This is a genomic window from Gordonia sp. SGD-V-85 (genome assembly GCF_001456905.1).
Taxonomy (GTDB): domain Bacteria; phylum Actinomycetota; class Actinomycetes; order Mycobacteriales; family Mycobacteriaceae; genus Gordonia; species Gordonia hongkongensis.
Genome location: NZ_LNQO01000019.1, coordinates 22,416 through 49,093, shown reverse-complemented (window position 1 = coordinate 49,093; position 26,678 = coordinate 22,416). Strand labels below are relative to the sequence as shown.

The window sequence follows — 26,678 nt, the reverse complement described above, 5'->3', positions numbered from 1 at the left end:
TTTTCCGGTACCGGCCGCATCCCACTTGGGGTGCGGCCGGTGTCGTTTGCCGATGAGTGAGTAGCGTGGACACCTGTCTGCGTCATCACCTGTCCGGGTGAGGTGACCACCTGCTGGGTACATCCGTCGGGCAACCAATCGAAGGGTCGAGATCTCCAGTGGCAATCGTTGTGTGTGGGTCCATCGCAACCGACCATCTGATGAAGTTCCCGGGCAAGTTCTCCGAGCAGCTGCTCGGAGACCACCTCGAACACATCTCCCTCAGCTTCCTCGTGGAGGATCTCGTCGTTCGGCGCGGCGGTGTCGGCGGCAACATCTGCTACGCGATGGGTCAGCTCGGCGGTGCGCCCGTTCTGGTCGGCGCGGTCGGGTCCGACTTCCACGACTACCGCAAGTGGCTCGAAGCCAACGGGGTCGACTGCCGCGGCGTGCGGGTCTCGGAGACCCACCACACCGCCCGGTTCATGTGCACCACCGACGAGACGATGGCCCAGCTCGCCACGTTCTACGCCGGCGCGATGAGCGAGAGCCGCGAGATCGTGCTGTCCGAGGTCATCGCGGAGGTCGGGGCGCCCGACCTCGTCCTCATCGGGGCCGACGATCCGGCCGGGATGATCCGCCACACCGAAGAGTGCCGGGCCGCCGGTATCCCGTTCGCGGCGGACCCGTCGCAGCAGCTGGCCCGCCTCGACGGGGAGCAGACACGCACGCTCATCGACGGCGCCGCCTACCTGTTCACCAACGAGTACGAGTGGGGACTGCTGCGTCAGAAGGCCGGATTGTCCGAGGCGCAGGTCGCGGAGATGGTCGGCGTGCGCGTCACGACGCTCGGCAAGGACGGCGTCGAGATCGTCGACCGTGACGGCACGCGCATCCACGTCCCCGTCGTGCCGGAGACGGAGAAGGTCGACCCCACCGGTGTCGGCGACGGGTTCCGCGCCGGGTTCCTGTCCGCGCTGGCGCGCGGACTCGGCTTCGAGCGGGCCGCGCAGGTCGGCTCGATGGTCGCGGTGCTGGTGCTGGAGACCGTCTCGACACAGGACTGGGCCTGGGACCCGGACTCGGCCCTGGCTCGGATCGAAGGCGCCTACGGCGCCGAGGCCGCCGCGGAGATCAAGGCGGCGTTCGCCGGCTGAGTCCGGTTCTCCGGGGTGGTGACGCGTCTGACGTTGCCACCTTCGCCCCGGCGTGAGACGTTGGAACGGAGTCCCGATCGAGGACTCCCGGACGAGGGGTGCTGTACCCGGTGTGCGACAAGACGGCCCGGAGGGAGCGTCATGTCGTGGATCGTTCTGATCGTGTCCGGTGTCCTGGAAGCCGTGTGGGCAACCGCGCTGGGCAAGTCGGAGGGTTTCAGCAAGCTGGGTCCGACGGCCGTGTTCGGGGTCGCGCTGGTCGCCAGCATGGTCGGACTGGCGTATGCGATGCGCGATCTGCCGGTCGGGACCGCCTATGCGGTGTGGGTCGGTATCGGCGCGGTGCTGACCGTCGTCTATGCGACGGCCACCGGTGAGGAACCGGTTTCGCTGCTCAAGGCGCTGTTCCTGGTGATGATCGTCGGCGGGGTCATCGGTCTGAAGCTCGCGCACTGAGGTCTACGGATCGACAACCGCTCCACATCCCCGATAGGTCGGTGGGTGAACACACGCCGCAACGACTACCAACGGGGCTGGATATTCGCGGAGCGGATTGCGCGACTGGAGTCCGAGTTTCTCGACTGGCATTGAAAACGAACGCCCGGACGCCCTTCACCGCCGGCCTGGCCCACCTGCGCAACTATGTCCCCCTACCCATGGCATCAGTCGCGCCCGCCGGCACGACGCGATCGACGAATTCCCCATCGGCACATGGGTGGCCAGCCGCCGCGCCGAGTACGGGGCCGGACAGTTGCCCGTCGAACAGGTCCAACAGACAAAAGCCGAGTTCCCCGACTGGCAGTGCAACATTCGCAGAACTGGTGCACACTCCACCGGCTAGTCCGGGCCCGATCCTCGCAGCTGGACGGAGCTGGTCTTTCCAAACCGTTTCGTTGGCCCCAGTAGCCCACACATCGACTCCGATCTCGGCCCCGACGGCGAACAGTTTGCCTCCGGACATCCGCTCAGGTTGCCGCGTTCATGCCCGGTCAGGCTGTCCTCGTGAGAGTCATGAGGTGGTATCCGATTCGGTCGATGTCAGCGACGGACAGTTCTTGTCCGAAGGAGACGCGCGCGTGCAGATCGATGACGACCGCCGTTTGCCCGATGGCCTGGTGGGTCAGTTGCACGCGTCGGTGGGCGATGTCGGTGCCGAGATCGCGGGTGAGGACAGCGGCGGTGGCCGGGTGGCCGATGGCACTGATGATCGAAGAGGCCGTGGCGGCTAGTTCACGAGCTTCGTCAGTGGCGAGAGGGGCGTAGACATAGGTGCCGGCGTCGAGGAGCTTGCTTGAGTTGAGCACTAGCAGTGGATGATCGCTCATGGCCCGGGGTGTGCGTTGAGGTCTACATCGAAGTCGAATGGAGACGGTTCGCGTTTGAGTAGTCGCGCGAACTGCAGCTTGATATTGGCATCGCGGGTCCCATCAACGGTGGCAAGGTACCGCTCAAGGTCGCCACGTTCTGCATCAGCTCGGTCTTTGTAGAGTTTGGTGGCTAGATCCTTGGGTTCGGTGGCAACGACGTAGAGGGCGGGGTAGTTGAGTCGGCGTGCAGCATCGTAGACCGCGAGAGACTGCGGAACTCGACCGCCGGTGACGTCAACGATGACTTTGTCTTCGTCGTCGACCAGCGCTTGCAGGCAGTTGATCAGATCGGTGATGGCTGTCTTGGTGGCCCGTTGGTTGGAGGGCATCGTAAGGTGTTCGATCCTCGGTCGCGACTCTCTGCGATCCGGGTGGTATTTGGCGAGCAGGTCGAGGTGCTTGGCGACTCCCTGGGAGCCGCCCTGCTCGGTGGAGGGAAGCTGGTTGCCGTTCTCATCTGTTTCGGGATAGCCATCGTCGATGGAGATGACCAGTTGGAGTTTCGGCATGGCTTTGATCGTGTGCAGTAGCGCCTTTGGATAGGCGCCCTTGGGGCCGACGGAGGCGATAAGGGTTGTGGCGTTGGCGAGTTCCTCGGGAGGGAACTGCTCGTAGGGCGGTAGCGGTCGACCGCCGACGGCGTCTCGGGCTGCGCGCAACCCGTATACAAGTAGCGCCACAGATCCTGCGAGAGCGAGCGTCCCGATGCCAGCCTGAATCCAGGTACCGGTCGCCAACCCGTCGCTGACCCAGGCAACGGCGGCCGGGGTGATGACTAAGGCGCCGAAGACTTGTTTGACGTTGCCGAACATTGTGCGCAGGTGCGGCAATTCGAAGCCAGCGAGGACGGATGCGCAGGCCGCGAGGACGATGATGGCTAGACCGGCCCAGAACGCCCAGGACAGGTCCGTTGGGGCCGTGTCGGACCACGCCCAGGCGGCTATGCCATCGGCGATCCAACCGACACCGACACTGACCACGATGGTGAACAGGGCGGCGATCACGGCCCGCAACGTCACAGCTGACTGATTCACAGGCCCCCACAGGTGATTGACTCGGTCGGTCGCCGCACAGTTTCGCATGGGCTGTCATCAGCGTCTACCGGGCGAGACAGATTGACTTCTTCGGATGAATTATGTGGCAGTTGACCGGACACGCCGCAGTAGTTCATCGAGTTCGAGTTGGTGGTGTCGTCAAATATGGCATGCCGACGACAGGTCAGAGCCATGGGTTGCGGTGGCTGCTGATCACCACTGGCGCCACCCAGACGTTCATTTTCGAAAGCAACAAGCGGAAACTGAACGTGGGAGCATCTCGGTTGGTGTCGCGGTTGCCCGAGTGGGTTCATGACGCGATTGCCCATAACGCGAGTACACACCCGGAGACGGCGGCCCATGTTGCAGTCGTGGTCAACATCTCGGCGGCTGCGAACATCCTGGTGCCCGATCTGGAGACTGGTCAGCGACTGATCCGGGCAGTGACGCGGCACGCACTGTTGCAGGCCCCGGGCCTGCAGGTGTGGGGATCGGTCTCGAACCCGGTCGTCAACGGCAATTTCGCCGCCGCGCTGACTGCTGCTCATCGATCACACGAGCAAGTCAGGATGGGCTTACCCGCGGCGACCGCCCGATTTCCTGGATTGCCGTTCACCGCGCGGTGTGCGCTGACGGGACTGCCGGCCGCACGCGCGATCCGCGATGGTGACGGGGACGTGACGGTTTCAGAGGCGGCGTATCGCAAGTGGCGTGAATCGTGGCCAGCGCTGGCTGCGATCGGTACCGACGAGCGACACCTACACGCTGACGAGCTTGCCCAAGCGATCGTGCCGGCCAGTCGGCTGGATACGGATCTGGGTGAGTGGACCGCCATTGTGCACAGCGATGGAAATGGTGTCGGCCAGCTGCTGATGGGGCTTGCCCAGGTGTCGTCCCGCAGCACCTACGTGTCAGATCTGCGTGAGTTCAGCGAAGCGTTAAGCACCGTGGCGGTGGGCGCCCTGCACACCGCGATCATTGACACCGGTCGACACTACTCTGCGCAACGCCCGTGGATTCTTCCCTTGGTGGTGGGTGGCGATGATCTGACCGCTGTCGTGGACGCCCGCTACGTCCGCTATTTCACCACCGCCTATCTGCGGGCGTTTCGTGATGCCACCTCAGCCGAGCCGGTTCTCAACCTGACTGCCCAGGACGTGCTGGGATTCGACCATCTCACCGCATCGGCAGGCATCGCGATCGTCAAGCCCACCCACCCGTTCTTCCGCGCCTATGCGCTCGCCGAAGAGTTGTGCCGGTCGGCGAAAATTGTCAAAACAGTTGCCCCGCAAGAATGTTCTGTCGACATCCAGGTGTTCCACGAATCAGTGGGGCGTCGCCTCGACGACGTGCGGGTGGCTCTGCGCGCAGTGGACGGCGACCTCTACCCCGGTCCCATGGTGATCGATTCCGCGCAGACGACGCTGACCCGGGCTGAGGACTTCGACTACACGGTGCAGTTGCTGGCCGCGGGAGTGTTTAGTGCCAGTGAACGGCACCGTCTGCGCACGGTGCTGACTGACCTGCCGCAGGTCGCGCAGCCGGATGCGTTGTGGCGCAACGCGTGTGTGGAGACGCTGTCGTGGGTGCGGGTGACCCGCCCAGACGAATATGACCGGGTGGAGACGTTCATGCGCCGCACCCAGCGCGCGCACTTGGTCTCGGCCATGGATCTTGTTGATGTGGAGGCCGTGTGAAGGCCTACGACCTCACCGTCACGTTCGACTCGGACTGGGCTATCGGCTCCGGTAGCGCGCGACACGCCTCGGTCGATCGGCTGGTTCGCCGCGACTCTGATGGTTTGCCGTTTCTGCCTGGCAAGACGTTACGCGGAATGTTGAGGGAGGCCAGCGGCTGCGCGGCACGGGCCCTCGACGACGGCGTCAGCGGACCGGGAGCGGCGTGGACCCAGCTTCATCGCCACTTGTTTGGCAGCGCAGGCCGCGACGGGATCTTGTCGGTACCTTCGGCGCATCTGCCATCGGCGGCCCGTCGTGCACTCACCGCCGATCCTGCCCTTGTTTCCGCCACAACCCTGGTCAGAGCATCGACCGCGCTCGATGAGTCCGGCCGGGCACGACATGACTCGCTGCGTCTGGAAGAACGCGCCCGCCAAGGGGCGTCGTTGAGCTGCGCGCTGTCGGTGGACGCCCCGGACGGTTGGTTGCACGAGCAGGGCTGGGCCGTCGACCTGTTGCTGCACGCTACTGGCAACCTCGTGACCCGGATCGGCGGCAAGCGGCGCCGCGGCGCCGGCCGATGCACGGTGGTCATCGACACCGCGGCACCGGCGCTAGATATCGCATCGGTTGCGGCCTACAGTTTCTCCGCGCCACCCACCGATCGACCGCACACGACCACCACAGCCGAGACCGGCGCGTCGGCTGATGACACGGGAGCTACCGACTGGCGCCGCTATTGGGTGACCGTGACTACCCGAGATCCGGTAATGATCAGTGACCGCACGCTGGGTAATACCGCATCCGGGCGAGCCTACATTCCGGGAACCATGCTGTTGGCGTTGCTAACCCAGCGGTTGGGGAACCCCGTGCGGTCCGCGGTGCGCGCACGCGAACTCATCGTCACCGACGCCACACCGTTTGGCTCCGACGGCACCCGCGGATTGGCGACCCCGCGCAGCCTGACCGTGCCGAAAGTTGCTGCCGAGAAGCAGATCACGGTGATCGACAGTCTGCGCGACGACCCTCCCGCAGGCATCCACTACGTGCCAGTCGCCGGCTACCTTGACGCCAGCAACACCGTCTCCGTGCTCACTCAGCTGCCAGGCACCATCGCCCAGACCCATGTCGATGTGACCGGCGGCAACGGCCCGTTCACCTTCGATGCATTGCAACCCGGTGCGTGTCTGCGAGCTGAACTCTGGACCCGCCGCCCCCTGGCGGTGTCGGCTCTGGCCGGGCCGGCACGCCTCGGCAGCTCGAGACGCACCGAGTATGGCGGTGTCGACATCGACGTCGTCGCTGACACCGCCCATAAAGATCCAGCCCGCGATGTGCCCGCCGGGCAGACCCTGACGGTGTGGTTCACCTCAGATCTGCTACTGCCGTTGGCAGATCCGACAACCGAAACGATCCGGCAGGCACTGCAAGATGCGCTGGGCACCGAACTGACCGTGCGCGGCGCTGCGCTGAGCTTCCTGCGGCGCGACCCCTGGCATGCCAGATGGGGACTGGCCCAACCCAGCCACGCGATCGCCGCCGCGGGCTCGGTCCTGGCCGTCACAGTCGCGTCCGCGGTGACCGGCCCCCAACTCGACGCCATCGAGCACCACGGGCTAGGGGTCCGCACGGCTGAGGGTTATGGCCGGCTGCTGTTCAATCCCGCCATACTGGCCTCAGCCACAAGTCAGCACCTGCACTACACCGAGGCAACCCGACCGTCCTCGCCAACATCAGCGACCACCAAGGAACCAGACGACGAGTTCGTCGCGGCGGTCCGCGCGGCCGCCGCCCGACGGGCTATCGACGACGCCTGCACGGTGCTGGCCGCTGACGACACCATCCGGGCGACGATCGTTCCCTCCTGGCCCGGCGACAGTCCCGCTGGCGACCTCCGCCGAGTCCTGCAGCAACTCACCACAGCAGACGGGCACAGAGCCGCCATCACCTGGATCGACCGTATCGGCGAGTCCCGATCGCGCACACAACGATGGAGCGACTGGGATCACCTGTCCCGCTGGCTCACCGACCCGGCCACGTTCGTGGCAGCGGGAAGCCCCGGCTACACCGCCTACACGCGCATCCGTGAACTCTTGGACCAGAACCGACCCAGCGAGTCGTGGCAGCTGCGCATTCTGCAACGCAGCGTGCTTGCCGCACTTGCCGTCACCCGGGCACAGCGAGTATCTGACGCGTCCGACCAGACGGAGGTGGACGCATGATCCTCGCCCACCACCGAGTGCGCGGCACCCTGACCGCAGTCGGTTCCGTGCACATCGGCGCCGACCGCGCCGACGCGCTCATCGACTTGCCACTGGTTCGCGATGGCCGCGGCCGCCCCGTACTGCCCGGCACCAGCCTCGCTGGCTCTTTACGCACACATCTGCTCGACGCCGGTCACGACACGATAGTGAATCAGTGGTTCGGGGCCACGGCCGAAGACCCCACGCACACCTCCAGCAAAGTAATCATCGACGATGCGCCCGCCGTGGGCGGTACCTACCTCACCGACGGCACCGAAGTCCGCACCACCACCAGCATCGACCCCCGCACCGGGGCCGCGGCACGCACAGCACTGTACGCACGTGAAACTGTGCCGCGCGGAACCACATTCGACCTATCGATGGAGATCGACGAAACCGACCTCGACACGGACGTACCCACGGTGCTTCGCACCATCGTCGACGTTCTGCGCGGCGGCATCACCGTCGGCGCCGCTGGCACCCGCGGCCTGGGCCGCATCGCCCTCACCGATGTCGAACATCAGCTGGTACCACTGACGGACCGATCTGGTTTCTTGAGATTTCTCTCCGGCCAGCCCTGCACGCCGCTGCCCGCCACCGGCGGGGGAGAGTCCGCGAGCACGCACACACTCGACGTTACGGCCCCCTTCCTTCCGCGAGGGCCGCTGATGAGTGCGGTCCACATCGATGGCTCCATCAACCGAGTGCCGCTGACTACGTCGAGCTCGCCCGGCCGGGTGCGGTTGCTGCTGCCGGGATCGTCCATCAAAGGTGCGCTGCGTGCCCGCGCCGTCTACATCCTCGGCACTCTCGGAGCTCCCGACCCGCATTCCGATGACGCATTCCGATTGTTGTTCGGTGCACCGTCGACACGGCCACCACAACGAATCGACGACCATCCTGAATCGATGGATTCTGCCGGCGAAAGCACCTCTACCAGCAGAGGTGATGCTGCTTTGCTGGGGCGGGGACGCTTGCGCGTAGGCGATTCGACCGCGCTGACCGAGATGTCGCGTCACGCCTGGGATGCGGTGGCCCTGCCCGACGACGACAGTGACAGCCGCTCGGATGATCGTCGTGCACGCCGCCACCTCGCCGGGTCATTGCGGGCCGTCAGCGACGACACGTCTGTGTTCGTCATCGCTGACCGTGTGGCCATTGACCGATGGACCGGGGGAGCTGCCGACAAACGACTCTTCTCGCAGCTCGAACCCCATACCCGGTGGACACCGCTGCGCCTCGAGCTGAACTTGCGGGGGATCAGCCCCGGGCTGGCAACTCGAGGCATCGGCTTGCTCAGTCTGATCCTGCGGGAACTCGCCGACGGATGGATACCGCTGGGCTACGGCACTCGCCGCGGCTTGGGAGCCATCAGCATCGACCCCCGGGACGTCACAGTCGCTGCCGGCACCCAGGTACCCGCCTGGCATGATCCGTCAACCTGCACCTTTGACCACCTGTTGGCCAGTGAGCACATCGCCGCCGCGGTCACTGCCACCGTCAGCGAGTACCCGACGACAGAAGCGACGCCGGCGTGAACCACGACGAATGGCATACGGCCATCCCAACAGACGCGATCGGCTTCCTATACACCCCGACCGCCCCGATATGGTTTCGCCGCAGCCCCCACGGCCTCGTCGGACACGATGATCGGCCCGTCGACACCGAGTCAGCGTTTCACCTACGCGCCTTCAACAGCAACACCGACCTCACCTGGGAACGCGTCGGCGAGGTGTGGGCGCACCGCAAGGTCGCCCTCACCGCAGACACCGACACCGTGGCCACCACCATGCTGCTCTGGGGCGAGATCGACGACGTCACACCAGGATGGGCACACCTGCGAGAAACCCGCATCAGCGGCTTCTGGGTACCCATCGACAACGCCCCGCTCGGCGCGCGAGTGTCACTGACATGTCAGGAAGTGCTGGGCACCGACACCTTCCACAACACCTACGTCGCCCACACCGCACTGACCGGAATCGAGGTCCACCGTGCGTGAACAAAACGGCACCGTCACCAGACGCACCCCGACCGAAGTCCAAGTGCGCTGGGACGGCAAAACGACGATCACCTCGATCCCGGTCACCGTCCCCGGCACCGAGACGCTGAAAGCCAAGCGCGCCTTCACCGCTCGAGTCGACGACCACGGCACGGTCCTGGCGGTCTGGCGCACCGGCGACACACCACCAGCGACACAGTCAGAACCCGCACCCGCCGCAGGAGCCACCGCGAGGGGCGCCGACACCGCCGCGGCGGCCACTAGCTTCCTCGCCGAAACCCCTGCCCCCGCGGCCGCAAATGGCGACGGGTTCCTCAACCCGTACGTCATGTTGAGCACCCCACCGCGCCTCCCCGACAGCACCGTCTGGGGTGACCGCCCGCCAGCCGGTCACCACCGACTATCCAGCGATCACTACCGCGGCACCATCACCGTCACCATGACCGCCGAATCGCCGCTACTACTGCTCGACCAATCCGGCACCAAAGACGGACCCCGACGCGTACGACGCGGACCCGACGGCCAACCGCTCCTGGACCCCACCGCAGTCAAAGGAATGCTGCGCTCCGCCTTCGAAACCGCCTCCAACTCGCGCTTCGGCGTCTTCAACCATCCCAAGCGACTAGTGATGCGAGCCTCACCCGGCGACGCCCTCGAACTACGGCCAGCTCGCATCGTCGACGACAACGGCACACCACAAATCGAAGTCACCACACGCCTCGACCCCACCAACTTCACCCCACAACGCGGCGAACACGCTCCACGAGATGTGTGGGTGCCCGCCTACCTCAAAGATCAAAGCGCCAACCTCCCGGTCGCCGGCCGCCACGGCACCACAGTGTGGGCCCGTATCCACCTCCTGCGACAGCCCGCGAAAAGGGGCAAACCCGCCTACTACATTTGGCGGACATCCGCGATCGCCAGCACCCCCGGCAAGCTCGACGAGCAACGGCCCGTAGCGCTCAGCGGCGATCTACGCGAAATCCCCGAGGTCTCTCCAGTCATCGTGCGCGGCGTGCTCATCGTTGGAGGAAACTCGTTCGAAAGCAAACACGATGAACGGCTCTTCGTCCTGCCCGCCGACACCGGCACCTATCCCGGTCTCGAGCACAGGTTTGCTCGTTTCGACCTCACCCCAGAGGTCACAGACACCTGGCGTGTGGTTTACGACAGCTACGACGACCTAGCGGACACCCCAGGCAACACCCAGACACCCGGGCGTCATGTGAAACGCTACAAGAATGAGCGCGAACTTACCGTCGGCACACTCGGTTTCGCACGGCTAGCCACCACCCGCGACCGACGTGCTGAGTCGACCGACCGGGTCGTCGGCATGTACCCCGTCCTAATCGGACGCCTACCCTTCGCCGACTCACCCGACGACGTGCTTGGCCACCGACATCGACCGGCAACGACCACCTCAGAACTCTCACCCGCCGATCGACTGTTCGGATGGGTGCGCACAGTCGATGACCCCACATCAGGCCCAGGCGATGTCGCCGCCTACCGCGGACACGTGTGGGTCGAGTCCTGCACCGCCACCTCGACCGTCACGGTCACCGAGCTGTCAGACGACCCAACGGCGAGTCCACAATCACACGCCAACAATGGATTACAGTTAGCCACCCTGAACTCGCCCAAACCGTCGCAATATCGCTTCTACCTCAAACACAACACCGGCCGGCCGCTACCGGCCGGCCAACCACGCGACGCCAGCCAGGGTTACAGCAAAGGGAGACACTCGATCCCGCGTAAACACTACTGGCCCCACCACGGACTCCCCGACAACTACTGGCAACCCACCGGGCTCATCAGACATCAAGATGCCGGCGGCGAGTACGGATACCAACCCAGCCGCACCGGCAACCGATACCGCGAATACATCGCCCCGCCCGGCACCTCCGACAACGTCAGCATCCGTATCGCCGAATGGGTTGACCCCGGTTCCGCATTCGACATCACCATCCGCGTCGACGGTGTCGAACCCGAACTATTGGGACTGCTGCTCTGGCTGCTGAACGACCCACACCTACGGTTCGGAATCGGTGGCGGCAAACCACTCGGCTTCGGCACCGTCCGACTCGCACTCACACACACAAAACTCCACACCGGCACCGCCACCGCCGAACATCTACGAACATGGGGCGCGGTCACACCCTCCAACGCCGAGGTCGACACACTGATCACCGACGCGCTGGCGACCATGGACGACACATACCTGAACACGCTGCGCGCGATGCGACTGGCCAGCAACCCTCCAGCGTTACCAGTGCACTATCCCCGAGACCAGCGCACCCCACGCGCCGAATCCTTTACCTGGTTCGGAAAGAACGACAAACCCCCAGTGGGGCGCAGACTGCCCCTACCTGACGTGACAGACCCCGCACTTCCCTACGACCCCTCAGACCGCGAACACCGGTGATAAGGAGAGCTTCGATGCTGCGGAAATGGGCAGTCCCCGTCACCGACGTCGATTCGGAAACGATCAAGCTCGACTGGGTACACGCCGCACTTTCGCGCCTGGTCGACGGCGACCACAAGTCTCAAGTAAAACCGTGGGCTCTCACACCCATACGCCGTGTCGATGGCGTCACAGTCGTTGAAGTGTCCACTCTGACCGACGATGCGGCCGAGCTCTTGGTGAGTAACGCAGTCGCCGGCCGGGGCGTTCGTTTTGGGCCACACATCGCCCGTCTCCGCCAAGCAGCGCTGCTGTTTCACGAGCGTCCCTGGCCAGTTCGCGCAGAAGACGGAACCCAAAAGTGGGAACTGAACTTTCTCACTCCGGGCACGTTTCGGCGTGACGGTAGGCTATCGCCCTGGCCCGAACCGTTGACGATCGTCCGCTCCCTGCGGGAACGGTGGAACGTCCTGCATCCCAACGATCCGATCGGCCACATCGACCCCCGCGAAATGGCCAGGAACGTGTGGGTGTCCGACGTCGACGGCCACAGCGAACCATTGCGCGTCGCGTCCATGCACGCCTCCGGGTTTGTCGGACGCCTCGTCATTCGTTGCGACAGCCAGACGCTGGCGTCTGACATCGACCGACTAATCAAGTTCGCCGAATTTGGGGGAGTCGGTAGCTACACCACCCGAGGCCTCGGCGTGATCACCCAAAAGCCGCTAGAACGCAGCTAGGACGGCTTGCGATGTTGATCGAACGTGTGATCGCGCGCCAGAGCTTGCAGCGGGCGTGGAACTCAATTCTGCGGCGCCGAAATCTGGAGCGACTCGACCCCACCGATTCGATCGGACGATTCGCCGCGCAGGCCGACGCTCGGTTAGATCGTTCGAGGTCAATCCAGCCCAAGTTCCACCGCTCCATACTGGGCCGTGTGGTGAGCCTGCTGACCGTCGGCTACGCTAGGCCTCCTCCGTGCAGTACCTGTGACGTGCGCAGATACTCTCCGCCGACTCTAAAATTCAACTCGACAGAACGCTCCTCATCGCCGTCCGTGTAGAACCCCACTATCTGCCCAGGTCACAGGTTATGTGAGCACCAAAGGGTCAGGAAGGCAGTCTCGCGATCACGCGAATAGAAACGCGGCGGAAAGTTCCTGACCGGTGCCACGACTGTCGATCTGCGTCAGGAAGGCAGTCTCGCGATCACGCGAATAGAAACATGACACCGGAGCGCTTGCCGGCGGTCCAGATGCCGTCAGGAAGGCAGTCTCGCGATCACGCGAATAGAAACCTGTTCTTGTGCACTCTGGCGTGACGGAGTAGTACATATGTCAGGAAGTTAGTCTCGCGATCACGCGAATAGAAACACGAGCTTCTTGACGTCGCTCTGGACCTTGGTGTCGGGTTAGGAAGGCAGTCTCGCGATCACGCGAATAGAAACACATAGTGGGAATCAGATCCTTCGCTCAGTAGTGTCGTCAGGAAGGCAGTCTCGCGATCACGCGAATAGAAACGCGCGGATCCGAATCGGTGGTGTACGTGACAATGTCAGGAAGGCAGTCTCGCGATCACGCGAATAGAAACACGACCACACGGTCGAGCACATGATGAAACACGATGTCACAAAGGCAGTCTCGCGATCACGCGAATAGAGTGAATCCGTTCGGTGCGGCGATCTCGTTCATGAAATCAAGAGCGGTTTCGCACCGTCCACTGCCAGTCAAGGAACTCGGTCTCGAGGCGGCGGACACGCTCAGCCGGCAGCCGGCCTTTGCGGTAGTCGGTGCGGCGGCTTTGGACCCAGGTGCCGATCGGGAAGTCGTCGATGACGTCGCGCCGGCGGGCGTTGCTGGTGCCGTGCGCCGCAACATAGCGACGCAAGTGAGCCAGCCCGGTCTCGAAGGCGGCAGCGAACGCCACGTCCTGAGGCATCCACTGCCAGTCAGGAAATTCGTTTTCCAACATGGTGATCCGCTCGGCAGGAAGCCGGCCCCTCCGGTAGTCGGCGCGGCGGCTGGCGACCCAGGTGCCGATCGCGAATCCGTCGACCACATCGCCCTCCCGGGCGTTGCTGGTGCCGTTCGCGGCAACATAGCGACGCAGATGCGCCAACCCGGTGGTGAACATCGCGTCCCGCACATTCCACCGCCAGTCAGGGAACTCGGCTTCGAGGCGCGCGCTCCGCTCGGCCGACAATAGACTCCGCCGATACTCGGTGCGCCGGCTGCCGACCCAACTGCCGATAAGCAACCCGTCGATCTTCGCGCCTTGGGGTGGTGGGCTGGAGCCGTGCACGTCGACGAGGGGTGCAGGAGCGCGATGCCGTGCTCGAATCTGCGGTCGTCGACACCTCCACGACCTAAACGCCGACTAGAGCCTGTCGGCACCGTGCCACCAGGCGAGGGAACTGCCGGTGTCATGTGGTGAGCACCTTGGATGGCAGCATCGATCCCAGCTACCCCAGCTCGCCGCCGCGCGCGCCCGCTCCCAGGCGCAGGTCGAACCTCCGAATCATCGATGACGTCGCCGACCTTCGCCACACCCCCCACGCCGACTGGACGACCTCCACCCGCCCGCCGTCGCCCCGCGCAGCCTCGCTGCCCCGTCCCGGCCACGCCGCTCTCCGTGTGGTGTCCCCGGACGGCAGTCGAACTGCACTGGGCGGGTTTTGAATTTATTGCCGTGGCGCCTGGCTGTAGCGTCGCGTGCATGTCAGCGGACGGTCACGATCTCCTGACTGTGACACCGAGGAGGAGTATTAGCAGGTGGCCAACATGGTGTTGCACCTGATGCGGTTCTCTCCGCACGAGTTCACGACAGCACAGGAATCCGCAGGCACCTCAACGATCACTGGGATAAGCTCGGCTCAGATGGTCGATGGACCTGGTCTCGGAGCGCGCTCGAAAAAAGGACCGGGGCCGCAGTGTTTCGGCACTGCGTGGGGTATCAGCCTCAACGGACTGCTGGGCTCGGTGCACCGTGAGCTACGTGGCACTGTATCTGTCTAGCCGAAGGGGGATGGGGCCCGTTGAGTAGCAGTACCGTCATCGTCGTTGACACCAACATCCTCGTGGACTCACCCCGACTGTCGAGCGACGTGTGGCAGAGCATCCTGGCGAATCGTGAGGCGTGGAATGTCAAGGTCGTAGTCCCCGACGTCGTGGAAATGGAAACGGTCAGCGTCGTGCGGCGCCAGTGGGAACAGCAGCGAGACGGTCTCGCCGGGCTTAAGGTCGGCGAGTTCGGCCTGTCGGAGACTCAACGCGAGATGCTCAACAGGATCAATGAGCGGATAGACGGCTACGAAACCGAATTGCGAGACCGGCTGCGTGACATCGGCGCGACGGTCATATCCTCTCAGACCCTCGACGTCCTCGAGGTCGCCCGGCGGGCGAGTGCGCGCCGCGCACCCTACGTCGACAACCGCACCAACAACGAGAAGAACACCAAAGCGCCCTCTCGCAAGGACGGCTTCCGTGACTCCCTGATTTGGTTGGGAGTCATCGACTTTGCGTCACAGAACCCCGACTGCGACGTGTGGTTCGTCAGCAACAACCGCAAGGACTTCGGCGGCCGCGCCGACGGATCGACAAAAGAGTCCGACGACGACGCCTGTCCCTACCCCCTGCACACGCATCTAGCCGAGGATCTCGCGGTGGCAAGTTTGGATCAGCGTGTCTTCTATGTCCGCTCCCTCGAGCGACTTGAACAGCATCTCGCTTCCCTATTCGCCACCACGCCAGCGGATTCGGGATCAGAACTCCGCGGAAAAATTAACCGCGATGAGCTGGCTGCCAAGATCGAACATCAGATCGGTGGAATCGAACTGATTCCGCGCGATACAGGCCTCCCACTGTCGACTCACGCTGCCTCCCTTGTGTTTCTCCACGTCGAGCCCGAAACCCTTCGTCTGACCGATGTGGCGCGGCGAGCTGCCAGCACGTGGACAGCCCAATTTGCCATCACGATCCAGGCCACAATTAACGCAATCGACTACAGTGGCGACCTCACCCCCCTAAAGAAGCCGCTGAACGTAGTCGGTCGGATATCGCTCAGCGCAACGGGAGAGGTCGACGATATTTCAGTGTCGTCTATCGCGTCTTCCCCCGACGATCCCATGCGTCAACTCTGGGACAGCCAGACCCTGGTCGACTCCCTGCCGGCGCCAGCCTCGACGTGGCAGGCCGTGATGGGCCGGGTTCGGAGGATCATGGCGCCTGGCTCGGATCTTCAGGCGGCGTTGGATCGGGCACGAGGTGTGATGACCGAGGCCGATGTGCAAGCTGTAGCCGATCTGGTTCGGGGCAACATGGTTCCTGGCTCGGATCTTCAGGCGGCGTTGGATCGGGCACGAGGTGTGATGACCGAGGCCGATGTGCAAGCTGTAGCCGATCTGGTTCGGGGCAACATGGTTCCTGGCTCGGATCTTCAGGCGGCGTTGGATCGGGCACGAGGTGTGATGACCGAGGCCGATGTGCAAGCTGTAGCCGATCTGGTTCGGGTCACCGTGGTTCCTGACTCGGAACTTCAGGCGGCGGCGGATCGGGCACGAAGTGCGATAAGTGACTCGCAGCTCCGGCAGGCGCACGAGGCGGCAAATCGGCTCCGCGATCTGTAACTCGACTGACGAAGCGACCCAGACAGTGATGGTGCCGCTGCGAGTGACCGCCGAGCTCCCAGACGGGGTGTGTTTCGGCGCCCCGTGGGGTATCAGCCTTGATGGCCTGCTGGCCTCGGTGCTCTGGCACCGCCGCAAAGCCGCCGCCGCCGCCGGGTGAGGTCCTCACCTACGACCACCTCGCGGTGCCGGAAGACCTGGAGCTACCGTCGGCGCGCTGCGAGGCCGGGCAACCGTGGCACTGGATGTGCACCTTCGCCCACACGACCCCCGTCACCGCGCAGCCGGGGCCGCGTATGAGGTCGAGCCGCACCGATCACGCTGATCTGCAACGCCTAGCCACCTCGGTGCCCTCGACGGTCTCCGATACGCGCGGGCCTCACCGCAAGCGCATGATCCCCGCCGTCGCGACCGTCACTGCGACGGCGACGTGGCGGGCCGTCGGCGACTCGCAGCGCCTCCAGGGCCGGATCAGCTCCATCCCGAACGTCGTCATCGTTCCGATGCTGGGCAAGAACGCGATCGCAGGTTTGCGAGATCAGGTCCTAGGCACCGGGCCTGGTACCCAGAAGAATAATGTCCGGACCGGCGGTGTCGATTCGTCGTGGGTGCGAGATGCGGTCTCGCACGCGGGCCAAGACCCTCCCTACGGTCTGGTGTTCTTCACCGACAACCACTCCGACGTCGAGGAAACGCTGCGCGAGATGGAGATTCGCGTAGCTGATGCCGACGGCAACGATGGCGTGCGCGTCTGTGGTCCCGCAGAGAGAGCACTGTTCGACCTCGTCGCCTGGGCCAAGCCTGCTGACGGGCCGGTTAGGCTGGCGTTGGCCACGTACTTCGCGACACAGATCACCAGGCAGCGCCGTGATGCCCGGGAAGATTTCCATGACGGGCTGCTGTTGCCTGAGTGGGCGTCGATCATTTCTGACATCTCGGTCGGGGGGTGTTCTAGAGGAAGACGACTTCGGGCGCCGTGATGGCCTGGAGGACATCACCGACGTCGAGTTGGCTCCGAGCCCGCAAATCGTCGGCGTCCGAGAGGTCGAGGTTGACGACGTCGACTACGACCCCGACAACGGTGACCACACGGTCTACGTTGGCTTCACCCTGCTCGTATTGTGCGATTTGTTCGTTGAGGGCTACTATCTCGACAACAGCGGAGTGACCGTCATGGGTAGCGGTCAAGCTAGCGACGTTGTTGTCTCGGTGCCCTGTGTCGCTGAACTCGATCAGGACCGGACAGTGGCAACGGTGCGTCAATCCGATACCGCTGACGCCGAACCAGCTGAGCAGCGGTTTTCCGACCCCCAAGATGCTTTCGCGTGGTTCCTGGACACCCTCGAAAGCATGTCCGGAATCGTTGTGAAAACCGATAATGCCGATATGCGTGACCCCAGCATCCCCGGTCGGTTGACGGTATATGGCGACGGCGGCTCAACGGTTGTTGTCGACATCGTCCAGAACGATCCGGGGGAGTCGTGGCGGGCAGATTCTGACGAGGTCGGAACCATCATGTACTGCGAGTACGACGTCAACTCGCGGGCATGGCTTGGCCGCCACGACTCCTTTGACCGGTACCCGCCCTACACCTTGAGTTCGGCACCAGCCCATGGTCAGACGAGGGGGCCGTGGCCGGGAATAGCCGCGGTATGGCGCGCGGCATCGGCCGAAGTGTGACGCGCGCACCGACCCTGCTCGTCGCGGTCGGCGACCTCGACCCAACGGCACCGGTCCGGCACCTCGAGGTCGACGTGCGGCAGGCGATAGTCACTGCGCCGGCTGCGCGTGCGCATGCCGTGTTCGGGCCAGGCCAACCTCTGGTGCGTACGCACTGGCCAAAGCTGCTGGTGCCGTCGCCTGCGCCGCGCCGGCGAACACTCCTGGCAGAGGACGACCTGGACTGGCGCGCCGATGTTGCCGTGGGGCGGGACGCCGCGATCACTGTCCTTAGCTAGATGAGCTGGTGCGAAACTGCAGCGGTTCGAGCATAGGCAGGACATGACGGGTGGTGTTGATGGCAGTTTACGGAGGACCGATTGGAGGAGCTGATGAAAGTCCCCCAACGAACCACTCGAGGCCCCACAGGAGTACGCATTCCTGGCATTAGTGCTCGCGCGCTTTACGCAAACTATCGCCTGTGGCGGTGACCCCGCTCGGTTGACATACGCTGTGCCTGGCACCGATCGATAGGCGGGCTACTTCATGCCTGACAGCGACGATGTTCTGCGCAACAGGGTGGGCGCGACTGGGTCGCGGCGCTGTCGGCAGCCGAAACAGACCTCAGTGAGGCCCGGCTGCTTGAGCTACGTGAGAAGCCGGAGCTTGCCGCCCCGCGAAGCTACGACCTCGCGCACCTATCCGCAATCCACGCCCAGCCCTTCCAAGACGTGTACGACTGGGCAGTCGAGATGCGAACCGTCGGTATCGAAAAGGGACGGTGAATCCCTCTGTCCGCCCGGCAACATCAGCCAAGCGATGGAACACGTGGCGATGTGCGTAGCCGAGACCGGTTGCCTGCGCAAGGTTGCCAATCAGTCCTCCCGCAACAGGCTGCCTACCTGTATGCCTATCCAACTACACTCATCCGTTCCGCGAAAGAAACGGACGTAGCACCCGAGAGCTTCTCGATCAGCTACTCGCAGAACGATCGCGCGGGCTGAACTGGGAATTGACTATTCCGCGGAGCGGTACCAGGCCTGCCATAGCTCCGCGCGGGCTCTGACGTCAACGGGCTCTCGTCGATGTTCGACGCGTCATCGATGGTCATTCGTCCTACGAATTATCGTGTGAACTAACACATATCGACGAAGCATCCACGATGTGAATTTCGGCAATGGTTGGGTTGGTCTCGTCCCCAATAGTCGATGAGAGGAGCCGCTCTGGTGAGCGTTGATCTGGCCAGTCCTGTGTCGTGGGTTGCTGTGGCGTCGCTGGCCGTGGCAGTAGCGTCGCTAGCGACGACGATCGCGATCTTCCGACTCGGGCGACGCCTGTCGTTCCGGCAGCAACGCGAGCGTGCCCGGGAGCTGCAGGTGGAGGCGGGAAAGGTCGTCGGACCGATGCGCCGCGAGGGCCTCAACAGCAAGGTGATCGTGATGAACGTCGACCGCTACCGCCGTGGCTATGACGGCAGCAATGACCTGACCTGGCGCGGATGGGCCTATCACGGTTACGAGCTGGTCGAGGTCGTGCACGGTGGGATCGAAGTCAGCGAGAAGGCTGTGGAGACCTTCACCGACACCGCAGGACGGCGGTCATTGAAACCTTCCAACCGTCCGGCCGGAAAAGCTCTTGCCTGTGGACACATCCCGTGGGAATGGATCGAACACATCGAGCCTGAAGGCGATGAGTTCGACGGCGCCCCAATTCTATTCGTCCGCCATCACGCACCAGGACGGAGGGCGTTCAACTACGTCCGCTACCGCGAGGCGCGGCCGAGCCCGATCGGCCTGCACCAGCGTGACTACTGCTCCCCAATCCCGGACCTCGGTACCCGCACGCCTCGACGGTGTCGTGACTGGCGGGAGTTCTACGCCACCTGGCGCAGGATGCGAGGTTCACGAAAGGGTCCGGAGTGGTGACAGGGTGCACCTTTTCGAGCAAGTAGACTGAAGCTCAGTAGCACGAGACAGTCGGTGCCCATGACTGTCGAGGGCGAGCGATGATGGCGCTGATGACTATCAATGAGGTTGATGCCGCTGCAGTGCGGTGTGCGCGGTTGGCGGTGGGGTTGCTCCAGTACGAACTCGAGCAGATCCTCAGGCTGGAGGTCACCTCGACGTTTGTTAGGCGTATATCGCGATAGGTAGCACGGCGAATGAGCGTCCCGGCACATACGCGGAGAACTCTAAGTCGATTGCGCTGCCTTCGTAGCCTTCGGTGAGGTTCGGTGTGGGTGCCTGCTCGGAGTCGTCGGAGTCGGCGGGGATGAGGGCCAGGTTGGCGAGGTTGTCGAAGACAGTGGCCAGAAAATTTGGATGGATTCGATCGAGGAGCTTGTTGCGTTCGAGAACCCCGACGTCTTGTTGGAGCGGGGACACAACCTTGCCCAGGACAGTGAAGTGGCCGTCGAGTAGCCGATCGGGGTCTGCGGTGGCGAAATGCGCAGTCTCGCAGACGGTAACCGCCGTCAACGCGTCGTCCTCAACGTCGGTGTCGTCCTCTTCAGGGACGTCGGGATCGGTGCCGGTCACGATCAGTCCGTAAAACTCACGGGTGTGTTCAGACCGGAAGTCTTGGCGCAGTCCGGTAGCCACCGCGGCGGCCAGCTCCGCCGAGTCTGCCGCCTTCAACTCTGCGACCCTGCGAGTGGTGGTGATGGCGTCCACATCATCGATGTTGCGCAAGGCTCGATCGTTTGCACGCAGCATGGCGAACTTGGTGACCGTCGATACCAACTCCGGGGTGGCGATATCGAGGACGGCGTTGATCTCATTGGCACGAAAGGTACTCGAAAACTCGATGATGTCGCCGGGTGCAAGGTTGTGCGCGGACTCCAGATCGGTGACCGACCGAATAATGTTGCGTTCGGCGAGGAGATGGCGCAGGTAGTTGAGGTAGTAGGCCTGTGAGAAGACGTACTTAAGGCGCTGAGCGCGGTTTGTCTGGTCGGCCTGGATCGCTTCACGAACACGCTGCAGGTCGGCGCTGGCATCGGCGCTGCCGAAACCGAGGAACCCGACCTTTCCGGCGGCCTTAGCCCCGGCAGTGTCCTCTTGGTTCTGCGACCGCGAGTAGTTCTGCTGGTCCTCGGTCTCGGCCGACTCGAGTAGGCCGGCGCCAAGGATGGCCTGGAGCAGTCCCGAAACGAAGTCCGGATTCTGGTACACAACGACTGGCGCCGGCTTCGCTGTGGGGTTGTTATCACCGGTGGGCTGAGAGCCTGGAGTGGTCTCGGGATGCGTCATCGCTCCAGTCTGCCAAGTAGGGCCTGCGAGACGCTATACCGGCCAGACCCAGGTATGAGGTCGGACCGGTGTATTACGTTGTGGCGGTTCTGATTTGCAGTCGGCGGGTGTCGCCAGTGTGTGGGTAGTTCCGGACGAGAGACACGGTCTGAAGGGTGATTCCCGAAGGGGTGGTGTAACGATGGATGTTGCCGAGTTGTTCGCAGAGGTCCGAGATTCGTTGGCGGATGTGTTCGCCTCGAGTGGGCCGAGGATGAGATCGCGACGGCGCTGGCCAGCTCGCGCGGATGCGCTGTTTGATTCGTTCGCGCTGATCCTCCCGCCGGTCGAGCTGCTGGAGCGCCTGAGCGTTGAACCGGGGTAGCGGACCCATGTGCGTGAGCTGCTCGATCGGGTCGGCCAAGAGCAGGACACCCGCTCCCGGTACGGCGGTCGAGGTGTGTTTGGGGCGCGCAAGGCGAGTTTGCGGGCGTCGCGGTCACATGACGGGTTCGGGCGGTACGCGCGAATGTGGGACGCCACTGGGGCGCCCGAGGTCGACGGAGTCACCGACGTGCACCCACTATGAAGTGATCACGCCGATGCCCTGGACGAGGGCGAAACCTACTCCCGTAATACACCAGCCGCCCTGACCGGGTCCTGGAAGTGGGCGGGTGCTGGGGACAGCATCACGGCGTCGAGGTCGCGTGTTTCAACGCCGACACTGAGCAGGCCAGCACCGACGACGCCGACAGCGCCCAGGAGGTCGCCACCGGCCACAACATCGACTAGGAGGTGCGAGGGCGGCGAGGTCGTCGCCTACCAGCGCGAGGCTGTGGCGTTCCCCGGTGCCCCCACCGAGGCGCGAAGCAGCCTGGCGGTGCTCACCGACCCCGACGCCCGCCGACGGTGACGGTCAGATCGTGGATCAGATCCCGGCCCGCCCCGCACAGCTGACGTGCGCGCAAGTGATGAACGCGCTCGGTGGTCAGGCCGAGTGGACCAGCGACACCATCGAATGGGTAGCGCGCACCTGGTCCGGCATCGCCCTGCACTAGGTGCCGACCGACTCCGGGACCACCGACGACGCGGTGGACTTCTGGCAGGCCGTCGACCTCGAGCCTACCGAGAGCGCCGAGGTCGACGTAGGCGGCCAGGACATGGCTTGGCTGGGCCTGTATGAGGCCCTTGGCGGATCATCGGCGGTTGGCCGGGGAGATCGGTGCGGCGTCGGAGAACTGCGACACAGCGCTGATGTCGGCCCTAGAGATGGACGAGGTTGAATACCTCAAACGGGCGCACGACGCCCTGACGTGCTGCGTCGTGGCTGGCGCTAGGTACCCGCGCCGTGACGGGGAGGACCTGTGGAGGGTGCTTCCCCGGGACGGTTGTGCTGTCCGCGAGGTGATTACGGACTAGACCCGCACGGGGTAGGTATGGTCGATGATCTCTGGGACGATCGTGCCCTCGACGAAGATGCCGTGCCAGACCATGAACATCAGGACCGTCCAGAGACGACGGCTGTTGTCCACCACGCCTTCTCGGTGCTCATTCAGCATCGCGACAACCGCGTCTTTGGCGAAGATGTGATCGGTCTGCGAATGCGTGATCGTGTCGTGCGCCCAGTCGTACATCTCGGTGCCGGCCAGCCAGTGGCGGATGGGGACCGGGAAGCCGAGCTTCTTGCGATGCAGGACGTGCGCCGGGACGATCTGCTCCAGCGCCTTGCGCAACGCGTATTTCGTTGTGCCGTGCGCGATCTTCTCGTCGTGGGGGAGACCTTCGGCGATCGCGAAGACCTCCGGGTCGAGGAACGGCACCCGCAGCTCGAGGGAGTTGGCCATGGTGATCTTGTCGGCCTTGACCAGGATGTCGCCGCGCAGCCAGGTGAAGAGGTCCAGATGTTGCATGCGGGCCACCGGGTCCCAGCCCTGGCTCATCGCGTAGATCGGTGCGGTGACGTCGGTGTGGGTCCATTCGGGACGGTAGTCGCGCAGCACCGCGCGGAGCCGCGCGTCGTCGAAGCTGCGGGCGTTGCCGTAGTAGCGCTCCTCGAGCGTGAGCGACCCGCGGTGCAGCAGGCTCTTGCCGCGGGTCCCCTCCGGAATCCGCTCGGACACCTTGCCCGCCGCACGACGCAGCGCACGGGGCAGCCGGTCGAACGCGGCGAGGGACAGCGGTTCCTTGTAGATCGTGTAGCCGCCGAACAACTCGTCGGCGCCCTCGCCGGACAGGACCACCTTGACGTGCTTGCGCGCCTCGGCGGCCACGAAGTACAGCGGGACGAGTGCCGGGTCGGCGACCGGATCGTCGAGGTACCAGACGATCGACGGGATCGACTCGATGAACTCCGACGGCCCGACGACCTTCACGACATGCCGAGCGCCGATCGCCTCCGCGGACTCGGCGGCGACGTCGACCTCCGAGTAGCCCTCGCGCTCGAAGCCGGTGGTGAAGGTGATGAGGTCGGGGTTGTGCCGGATCGCGAGCGCCGCGATGGCCGTCGAGTCGATGCCGCCGGACAGGAACGACCCGACCGTGACGTCGGCGCGCATGTGCTTGGCGACCGAATCGGCGAGGACGTCGGCGATCTCGTCGTAGCGCTTCTGCCGGGTGGCCTCGGTGACCGGGCGAACACCGAACTGCGGGGTGAAGTATCGCCGGATCGACAGGGGACTGCCCGGCGTGGCGGTCGCGTGGCAGCCCGACTCGAGCCGCCGGATCGACGCGTGGATCGTCTCGGGCTCCGGGACGTACTGCAGCACGGTGTAGTGCTCGATCGCGCGGGGATCGAGCTCGGTCGACAGCCCGACGCGTTCGATCAGCTCGAGCAGGCTCTTCTTCTCGCTGCCGAAGATCAGCCCGCCCGGGCCCGACGCCACGAACAGCGGCTTGATGCCGAACGGGTCGCGGGCGAGGAAGAGCGAGCGGTTCTCGGTGTCCCAGATCGCGAAGGCGAACATGCCGCGAAGCCGTTTGACCGCGTCGGGGCCCCAGTGGTGGAACGCTGCGACGATCGCTTCGCTGTCACCCTCGGTCCGGAACAGCACCCCCTCGTCCTTCGCCAGCTCGGCGCGGATCTCGAGGTAGTTGTAGATCTCGCCGTTGAACACCAGCGCGTAACGGTCGGGATTCTCGGGCGGGCCCCAGCGCAGCGGCTGATGCGAATGCTCGATGTCGATGATCGAGAGGCGATTGAACCCGAACACGATGTCGTCGTCGTGCCATGTACCGGGCTCGTCGGGTCCGCGATGCCGCATGCAGTGCGAGGCCACCGCCACCGGTTCGACGACATCGGCGGCCGTTCCGTCGGATGTCAGCAGGCCGAGCAGACCACACACGTCTCGTTCTCTCCGTTCAGTTGCCAGTCCACGCACGATTCCGACGCCGGGCCGGATCGCGTCCGAGTATGCCTGAAGCGGCGGGCGGAGTTTCTATGTGGCGCGGTGGGCCGTGCGAGCGAACGCGACTGTCGCGCGCGACCCGTGGGCGCCGGTGCGGGACCGAGGGAGGGGGACACGACGCCGATCGCGCCCCGATTCCGACAGCTTCCGCGGGTTGGTCTACGCTGCGTAGTACTAGGTGCAAGAATTGCTGTGTGTCCACGGCAAGACCTTGCCCCGTGCAGGTCATGTGGCATGCACTCACCTCGGCGCGAGGGCGCCGGTGAGCGAGCAGGAAGGCGTGAAATTGGCACACGGTGGACGGCCCCGAGCGAGGCGTGTCTCATCAGCGTCGCGGACGATGAAGCGACTCGGATTCGTCGCCGCTCTCGGCCTCGGCGCACTGCTGATGTCGGGTTGCAGCGCCAGTGAGGCGATGCGTTTCGGTTGGCCCGAGGGCGTCACGCCCGACGGCAAAGAGATGGTCGATCTGTGGACCTGGTCGGTCATCGCGGCGCTGGTCATGGGTGTCCTGGTCTGGGCGCTGATCTTCTGGACGATCACGTTCCACCGCGCGAACGACGCCAAGAAGGGCGTGTTCCCGCGCCAGACGGCATACAATGTGCCGCTGGAGCTCACCTACACGGCGATCCCGTTCGTCATCATCGCCGTGCTCTTCTACTTCACGGTCATCGTGCAGAACAACGTCGAGGGCAAGAACAACGACTCCAAGGTCGTCGTCGACGTCACCGCGTTCCAGTGGAACTGGAAGTTCGGCTACAACCAGGTCGAGTTCTCCGACGGCACCACCTACAACGGCTTCGAGCAGAACGGCAACCCGTTCGAGATCCAAGCGCAGACCGGTAGCGGCGCCGAGACCGAGCACGCCGGCAGCGACGAGGGCGGCGAGCACGGTGAGCTCCCCGGTCCGGCCGGTGGCCGTGACGACGACGTCCGCGACTACCTGAAGTTCGACCGCATCGAGACGGTCGGCTCGTCGTCGGAGATCCCGGTCCTGGTGCTGCCGACCGGCAAGCGCATCGAGTTCAACATCGCCTCGGCCGACGTCATCCACTCGTTCTGGGTGCCGGAATTCCTCTACAAGCGCGACGTCTTCCCGTTCCCCGAGCAGAACGCGACCGACCCGATTTTCCAGATCAAGTCGATCGACCGGACCGGCGCCTTCGTCGGCCGCTGTGCCGAGATGTGCGGTACGTACCACTCGATGATGAACTTCGAGGTCCGCGCCGTCTCGCCGGAGGACTTCGACAGCTACATCCGGTTCCGCGAGGCGAACCCCAGCGCCACCAATGCGGAAGCGCTCGCGTCGATCTGCCAGGCACCCGAAGCGGTGACCACGGTGCCGTTCGACACCCGCCGCGCGACCGACGGCTCCGTCGGTGCCACCGGTGATCCCGACAACCCGACCCTCGCCAACTGCACCAAGGAAGTGAGCTGACGATGAAGATCGAGGCACGCCTCTTCGAGATGCTGACCGCCTTCTTCTTTCTGACGGGCGTCGCATACACCCTCTTCACCGCGTTCACCAGCAAGGGCATCGAGTGGGTCGGCGTCGTCGGCCTGTTCTTCGCGGCCGGCCTGACGCTCATCGCGGGCACGTTCTTCCGGTTCGTCGCCCGACGCGTCGAGATCCGCCCCGAGGACTACGAAGACGCCGAGGTCGAGGACGGCGCCGGCGAGCTGGGCTTCTTCAGCCCGCACTCCTGGTGGCCCATCCTGATCGCGCTCGGCGCCTCGACCTTCGCGGTCGGCTTCGCCACCGGTAACTTCTGGCTGGCGATCTTCGCGGCCGTGGTCATCATGGGCACCGCTGCGGGCCTGGTCTTCGAGTACCACGTCGGTCCCGAGAAGCACTGAGCGACAGGCACTGACGCCGACGCCGCACGGCGCCGCGCACGCACCA

The 26,678-nt window shown here is 64.4% G+C and carries 22 protein-coding genes, 1 pseudogene, 1 CRISPR repeat array and 1 riboswitch; of the genes and pseudogenes, 18 read left to right on the top strand and 5 right to left on the bottom strand.

The genetic code is table 11. The features are described from left to right. Positions 1–158 precede the first annotated feature (158 nt). Positions 159–1,136: a carbohydrate kinase family protein gene (locus AS181_RS19010; RefSeq protein ID WP_197414689.1), complete on the top strand. Its 978-nt coding sequence runs from the start codon at positions 159–161 to the stop codon at positions 1,134–1,136. Positions 1,137–1,201: 65 nt separating this feature from the next. Further along, positions 1,202–1,268, top strand: a riboswitch (guanidine-III (ykkC-III) riboswitch). A gap of 9 nt (positions 1,269–1,277) precedes the next feature. Beyond that, on the top strand, positions 1,278–1,592 hold the full coding sequence (locus AS181_RS19005) for a DMT family transporter (protein ID WP_058253099.1): 315 nt from the start codon (positions 1,278–1,280) through the stop codon (positions 1,590–1,592). 533 nt (positions 1,593–2,125) lie between these two features. Here AS181_RS19005 and AS181_RS19000 read toward each other — a convergent pair. Together AS181_RS19000 and AS181_RS18995 are read right to left on the bottom strand one after the other, a co-directional pair. Then, positions 2,126–2,461: an STIV orfB116 family protein gene (locus tag AS181_RS19000; protein ID WP_058253098.1), complete on the bottom strand. Its 336-nt coding sequence runs from the start codon at positions 2,459–2,461 to the stop codon at positions 2,126–2,128. Beyond that, on the bottom strand, positions 2,458–3,507 hold the full coding sequence (locus AS181_RS18995; protein WP_139114224.1) for a hypothetical protein: 1,050 nt from the start codon (positions 3,505–3,507) through the stop codon (positions 2,458–2,460). The genes AS181_RS19000 and AS181_RS18995 overlap by 4 nt, the downstream gene beginning before the upstream one ends. 131 nt (positions 3,508–3,638) lie before the next feature. Here AS181_RS18995 and AS181_RS18990 point away from each other — a divergent pair, with 131 nt between their 5' ends. From AS181_RS18990 to cas6, 6 genes are read left to right on the top strand one after another with little or no spacing between them, the layout of a single operon-like run. Then, entirely contained in the window at positions 3,639–5,234 is a 1,596-nt protein-coding gene (locus tag AS181_RS18990; RefSeq protein WP_139114223.1) for a Cas10/Cmr2 second palm domain-containing protein, read from the top strand. Continuing rightward, on the top strand, positions 5,231–7,438 hold the full coding sequence (locus tag AS181_RS18985; protein WP_082652980.1) for an RAMP superfamily CRISPR-associated protein: 2,208 nt from the start codon (positions 5,231–5,233) through the stop codon (positions 7,436–7,438). The genes AS181_RS18990 and AS181_RS18985 overlap by 4 nt, the downstream gene beginning before the upstream one ends. Further along, positions 7,435–8,997 carry an RAMP superfamily CRISPR-associated protein gene (locus tag AS181_RS18980; protein ID WP_058253094.1) on the top strand — a complete coding sequence of 521 codons (1,563 nt, stop codon included), beginning with the start codon at positions 7,435–7,437 and terminating at the stop codon, positions 8,995–8,997. Before AS181_RS18985 ends, AS181_RS18980 begins: the two co-directional genes overlap by 4 nt. Then, entirely contained in the window at positions 8,994–9,458 is a 465-nt protein-coding gene (gene csx19, locus AS181_RS18975; protein ID WP_058253093.1) for a type III-D CRISPR-associated protein Csx19, read from the top strand. Before AS181_RS18980 ends, csx19 begins: the two co-directional genes overlap by 4 nt. Next, positions 9,451–11,880 carry a TIGR03986 family type III CRISPR-associated RAMP protein gene (locus AS181_RS18970; RefSeq protein WP_058253092.1) on the top strand — a complete coding sequence of 810 codons (2,430 nt, stop codon included), beginning with the start codon at positions 9,451–9,453 and terminating at the stop codon, positions 11,878–11,880. The genes csx19 and AS181_RS18970 overlap by 8 nt, the downstream gene beginning before the upstream one ends. A 14-nt stretch (positions 11,881–11,894) precedes the next feature. Further along, positions 11,895–12,599 (top strand): CRISPR system precrRNA processing endoribonuclease RAMP protein Cas6, encoded by a 705-nt coding sequence (gene cas6, locus AS181_RS24680; RefSeq protein ID WP_139114222.1) that lies wholly within the window; start codon positions 11,895–11,897, stop codon positions 12,597–12,599. A gap of 368 nt (positions 12,600–12,967) precedes the next feature. Next, positions 12,968–13,520: a CRISPR direct-repeat array (repeat unit 37 nt; unit sequence GTCAGGAAGGCAGTCTCGCGATCACGCGAATAGAAAC). Between the two features lie 33 nt (positions 13,521–13,553). Here the strand turns inward: cas6 and AS181_RS18960 are convergent. Continuing rightward, positions 13,554–14,159 (bottom strand): helicase associated domain-containing protein, encoded by a 606-nt coding sequence (locus AS181_RS18960; RefSeq protein WP_331456759.1) that lies wholly within the window; start codon positions 14,157–14,159, stop codon positions 13,554–13,556. A 733-nt stretch (positions 14,160–14,892) separates the two neighbouring features. Here AS181_RS18960 and AS181_RS18955 point away from each other — a divergent pair. The 6 genes and pseudogenes from AS181_RS18955 to AS181_RS18935 all read left to right on the top strand — a co-directional run bounded on the left by AS181_RS18955 (position 14,893) and on the right by AS181_RS18935 (position 20,066). Then, positions 14,893–16,482 (top strand): PIN domain-containing protein, encoded by a 1,590-nt coding sequence (locus AS181_RS18955; RefSeq protein ID WP_058253090.1) that lies wholly within the window; start codon positions 14,893–14,895, stop codon positions 16,480–16,482. A gap of 28 nt (positions 16,483–16,510) precedes the next feature. Then, positions 16,511–16,642, top strand: coding sequence for a hypothetical protein (locus tag AS181_RS25660; RefSeq protein ID WP_269434042.1), 132 nt, complete (start codon positions 16,511–16,513; stop codon positions 16,640–16,642). Positions 16,643–16,727: 85 nt separating this feature from the next. Continuing rightward, entirely contained in the window at positions 16,728–17,462 is a 735-nt protein-coding gene (locus AS181_RS18950) for a hypothetical protein (protein WP_139114221.1), read from the top strand. Positions 17,463–17,490: 28 nt separating this feature from the next. Then, entirely contained in the window at positions 17,491–18,162 is a 672-nt protein-coding gene (locus tag AS181_RS18945) for a hypothetical protein (RefSeq protein WP_058253088.1), read from the top strand. Positions 18,163–18,687: 525 nt separating this feature from the next. Next, positions 18,688–19,309 (top strand): annotated as a pseudogene (locus AS181_RS25770) (Fic/DOC family protein). A 58-nt stretch (positions 19,310–19,367) separates the two neighbouring features. Continuing rightward, on the top strand, positions 19,368–20,066 hold the full coding sequence (locus AS181_RS18935; protein ID WP_139114220.1) for a hypothetical protein: 699 nt from the start codon (positions 19,368–19,370) through the stop codon (positions 20,064–20,066). A gap of 204 nt (positions 20,067–20,270) precedes the next feature. On the opposite strand, the gene AS181_RS18930 is transcribed toward AS181_RS18935, so the two are convergent. After that, complete coding sequence (locus tag AS181_RS18930; protein WP_139114219.1) at positions 20,271–21,392, bottom strand: DUF6414 family protein; 1,122 nt, start codon at positions 21,390–21,392, stop codon at positions 20,271–20,273. 645 nt (positions 21,393–22,037) lie between these two features. Between AS181_RS18930 and AS181_RS25655 the strand changes: the two genes are divergently transcribed. Beyond that, the gene (locus AS181_RS25655; RefSeq protein WP_269434041.1) at positions 22,038–22,163 is read left to right on the top strand and encodes a hypothetical protein; all 126 of its coding nucleotides are present in this window, start codon (positions 22,038–22,040) and stop codon (positions 22,161–22,163) included. Between the two features lie 131 nt (positions 22,164–22,294). Continuing rightward, on the top strand, positions 22,295–22,429 hold the full coding sequence (locus AS181_RS25650; RefSeq protein WP_269434040.1) for a hypothetical protein: 135 nt from the start codon (positions 22,295–22,297) through the stop codon (positions 22,427–22,429). Between the two features lie 357 nt (positions 22,430–22,786). Here the strand turns inward: AS181_RS25650 and asnB are convergent, their stop codons facing one another. Beyond that, positions 22,787–24,712, bottom strand: coding sequence for an asparagine synthase (glutamine-hydrolyzing) (asnB, locus tag AS181_RS18915; protein ID WP_058253082.1), 1,926 nt, complete (start codon positions 24,710–24,712; stop codon positions 22,787–22,789). A gap of 403 nt (positions 24,713–25,115) precedes the next feature. Here asnB and ctaC point away from each other — a divergent pair, with 403 nt between their 5' ends. Both ctaC and AS181_RS18905 read left to right on the top strand, forming a co-directional pair. Beyond that, complete coding sequence (gene ctaC / locus AS181_RS18910; protein WP_058253081.1) at positions 25,116–26,213, top strand: aa3-type cytochrome oxidase subunit II; 1,098 nt, start codon at positions 25,116–25,118, stop codon at positions 26,211–26,213. 2 nt (positions 26,214–26,215) lie between these two features. Then, positions 26,216–26,632, top strand: a complete 417-nt coding sequence (locus AS181_RS18905) for a cytochrome c oxidase subunit 4 (RefSeq protein WP_058253080.1) — start codon at positions 26,216–26,218, stop codon at positions 26,630–26,632. The last annotated feature ends 46 nt before the right edge of the window (positions 26,633–26,678 follow it).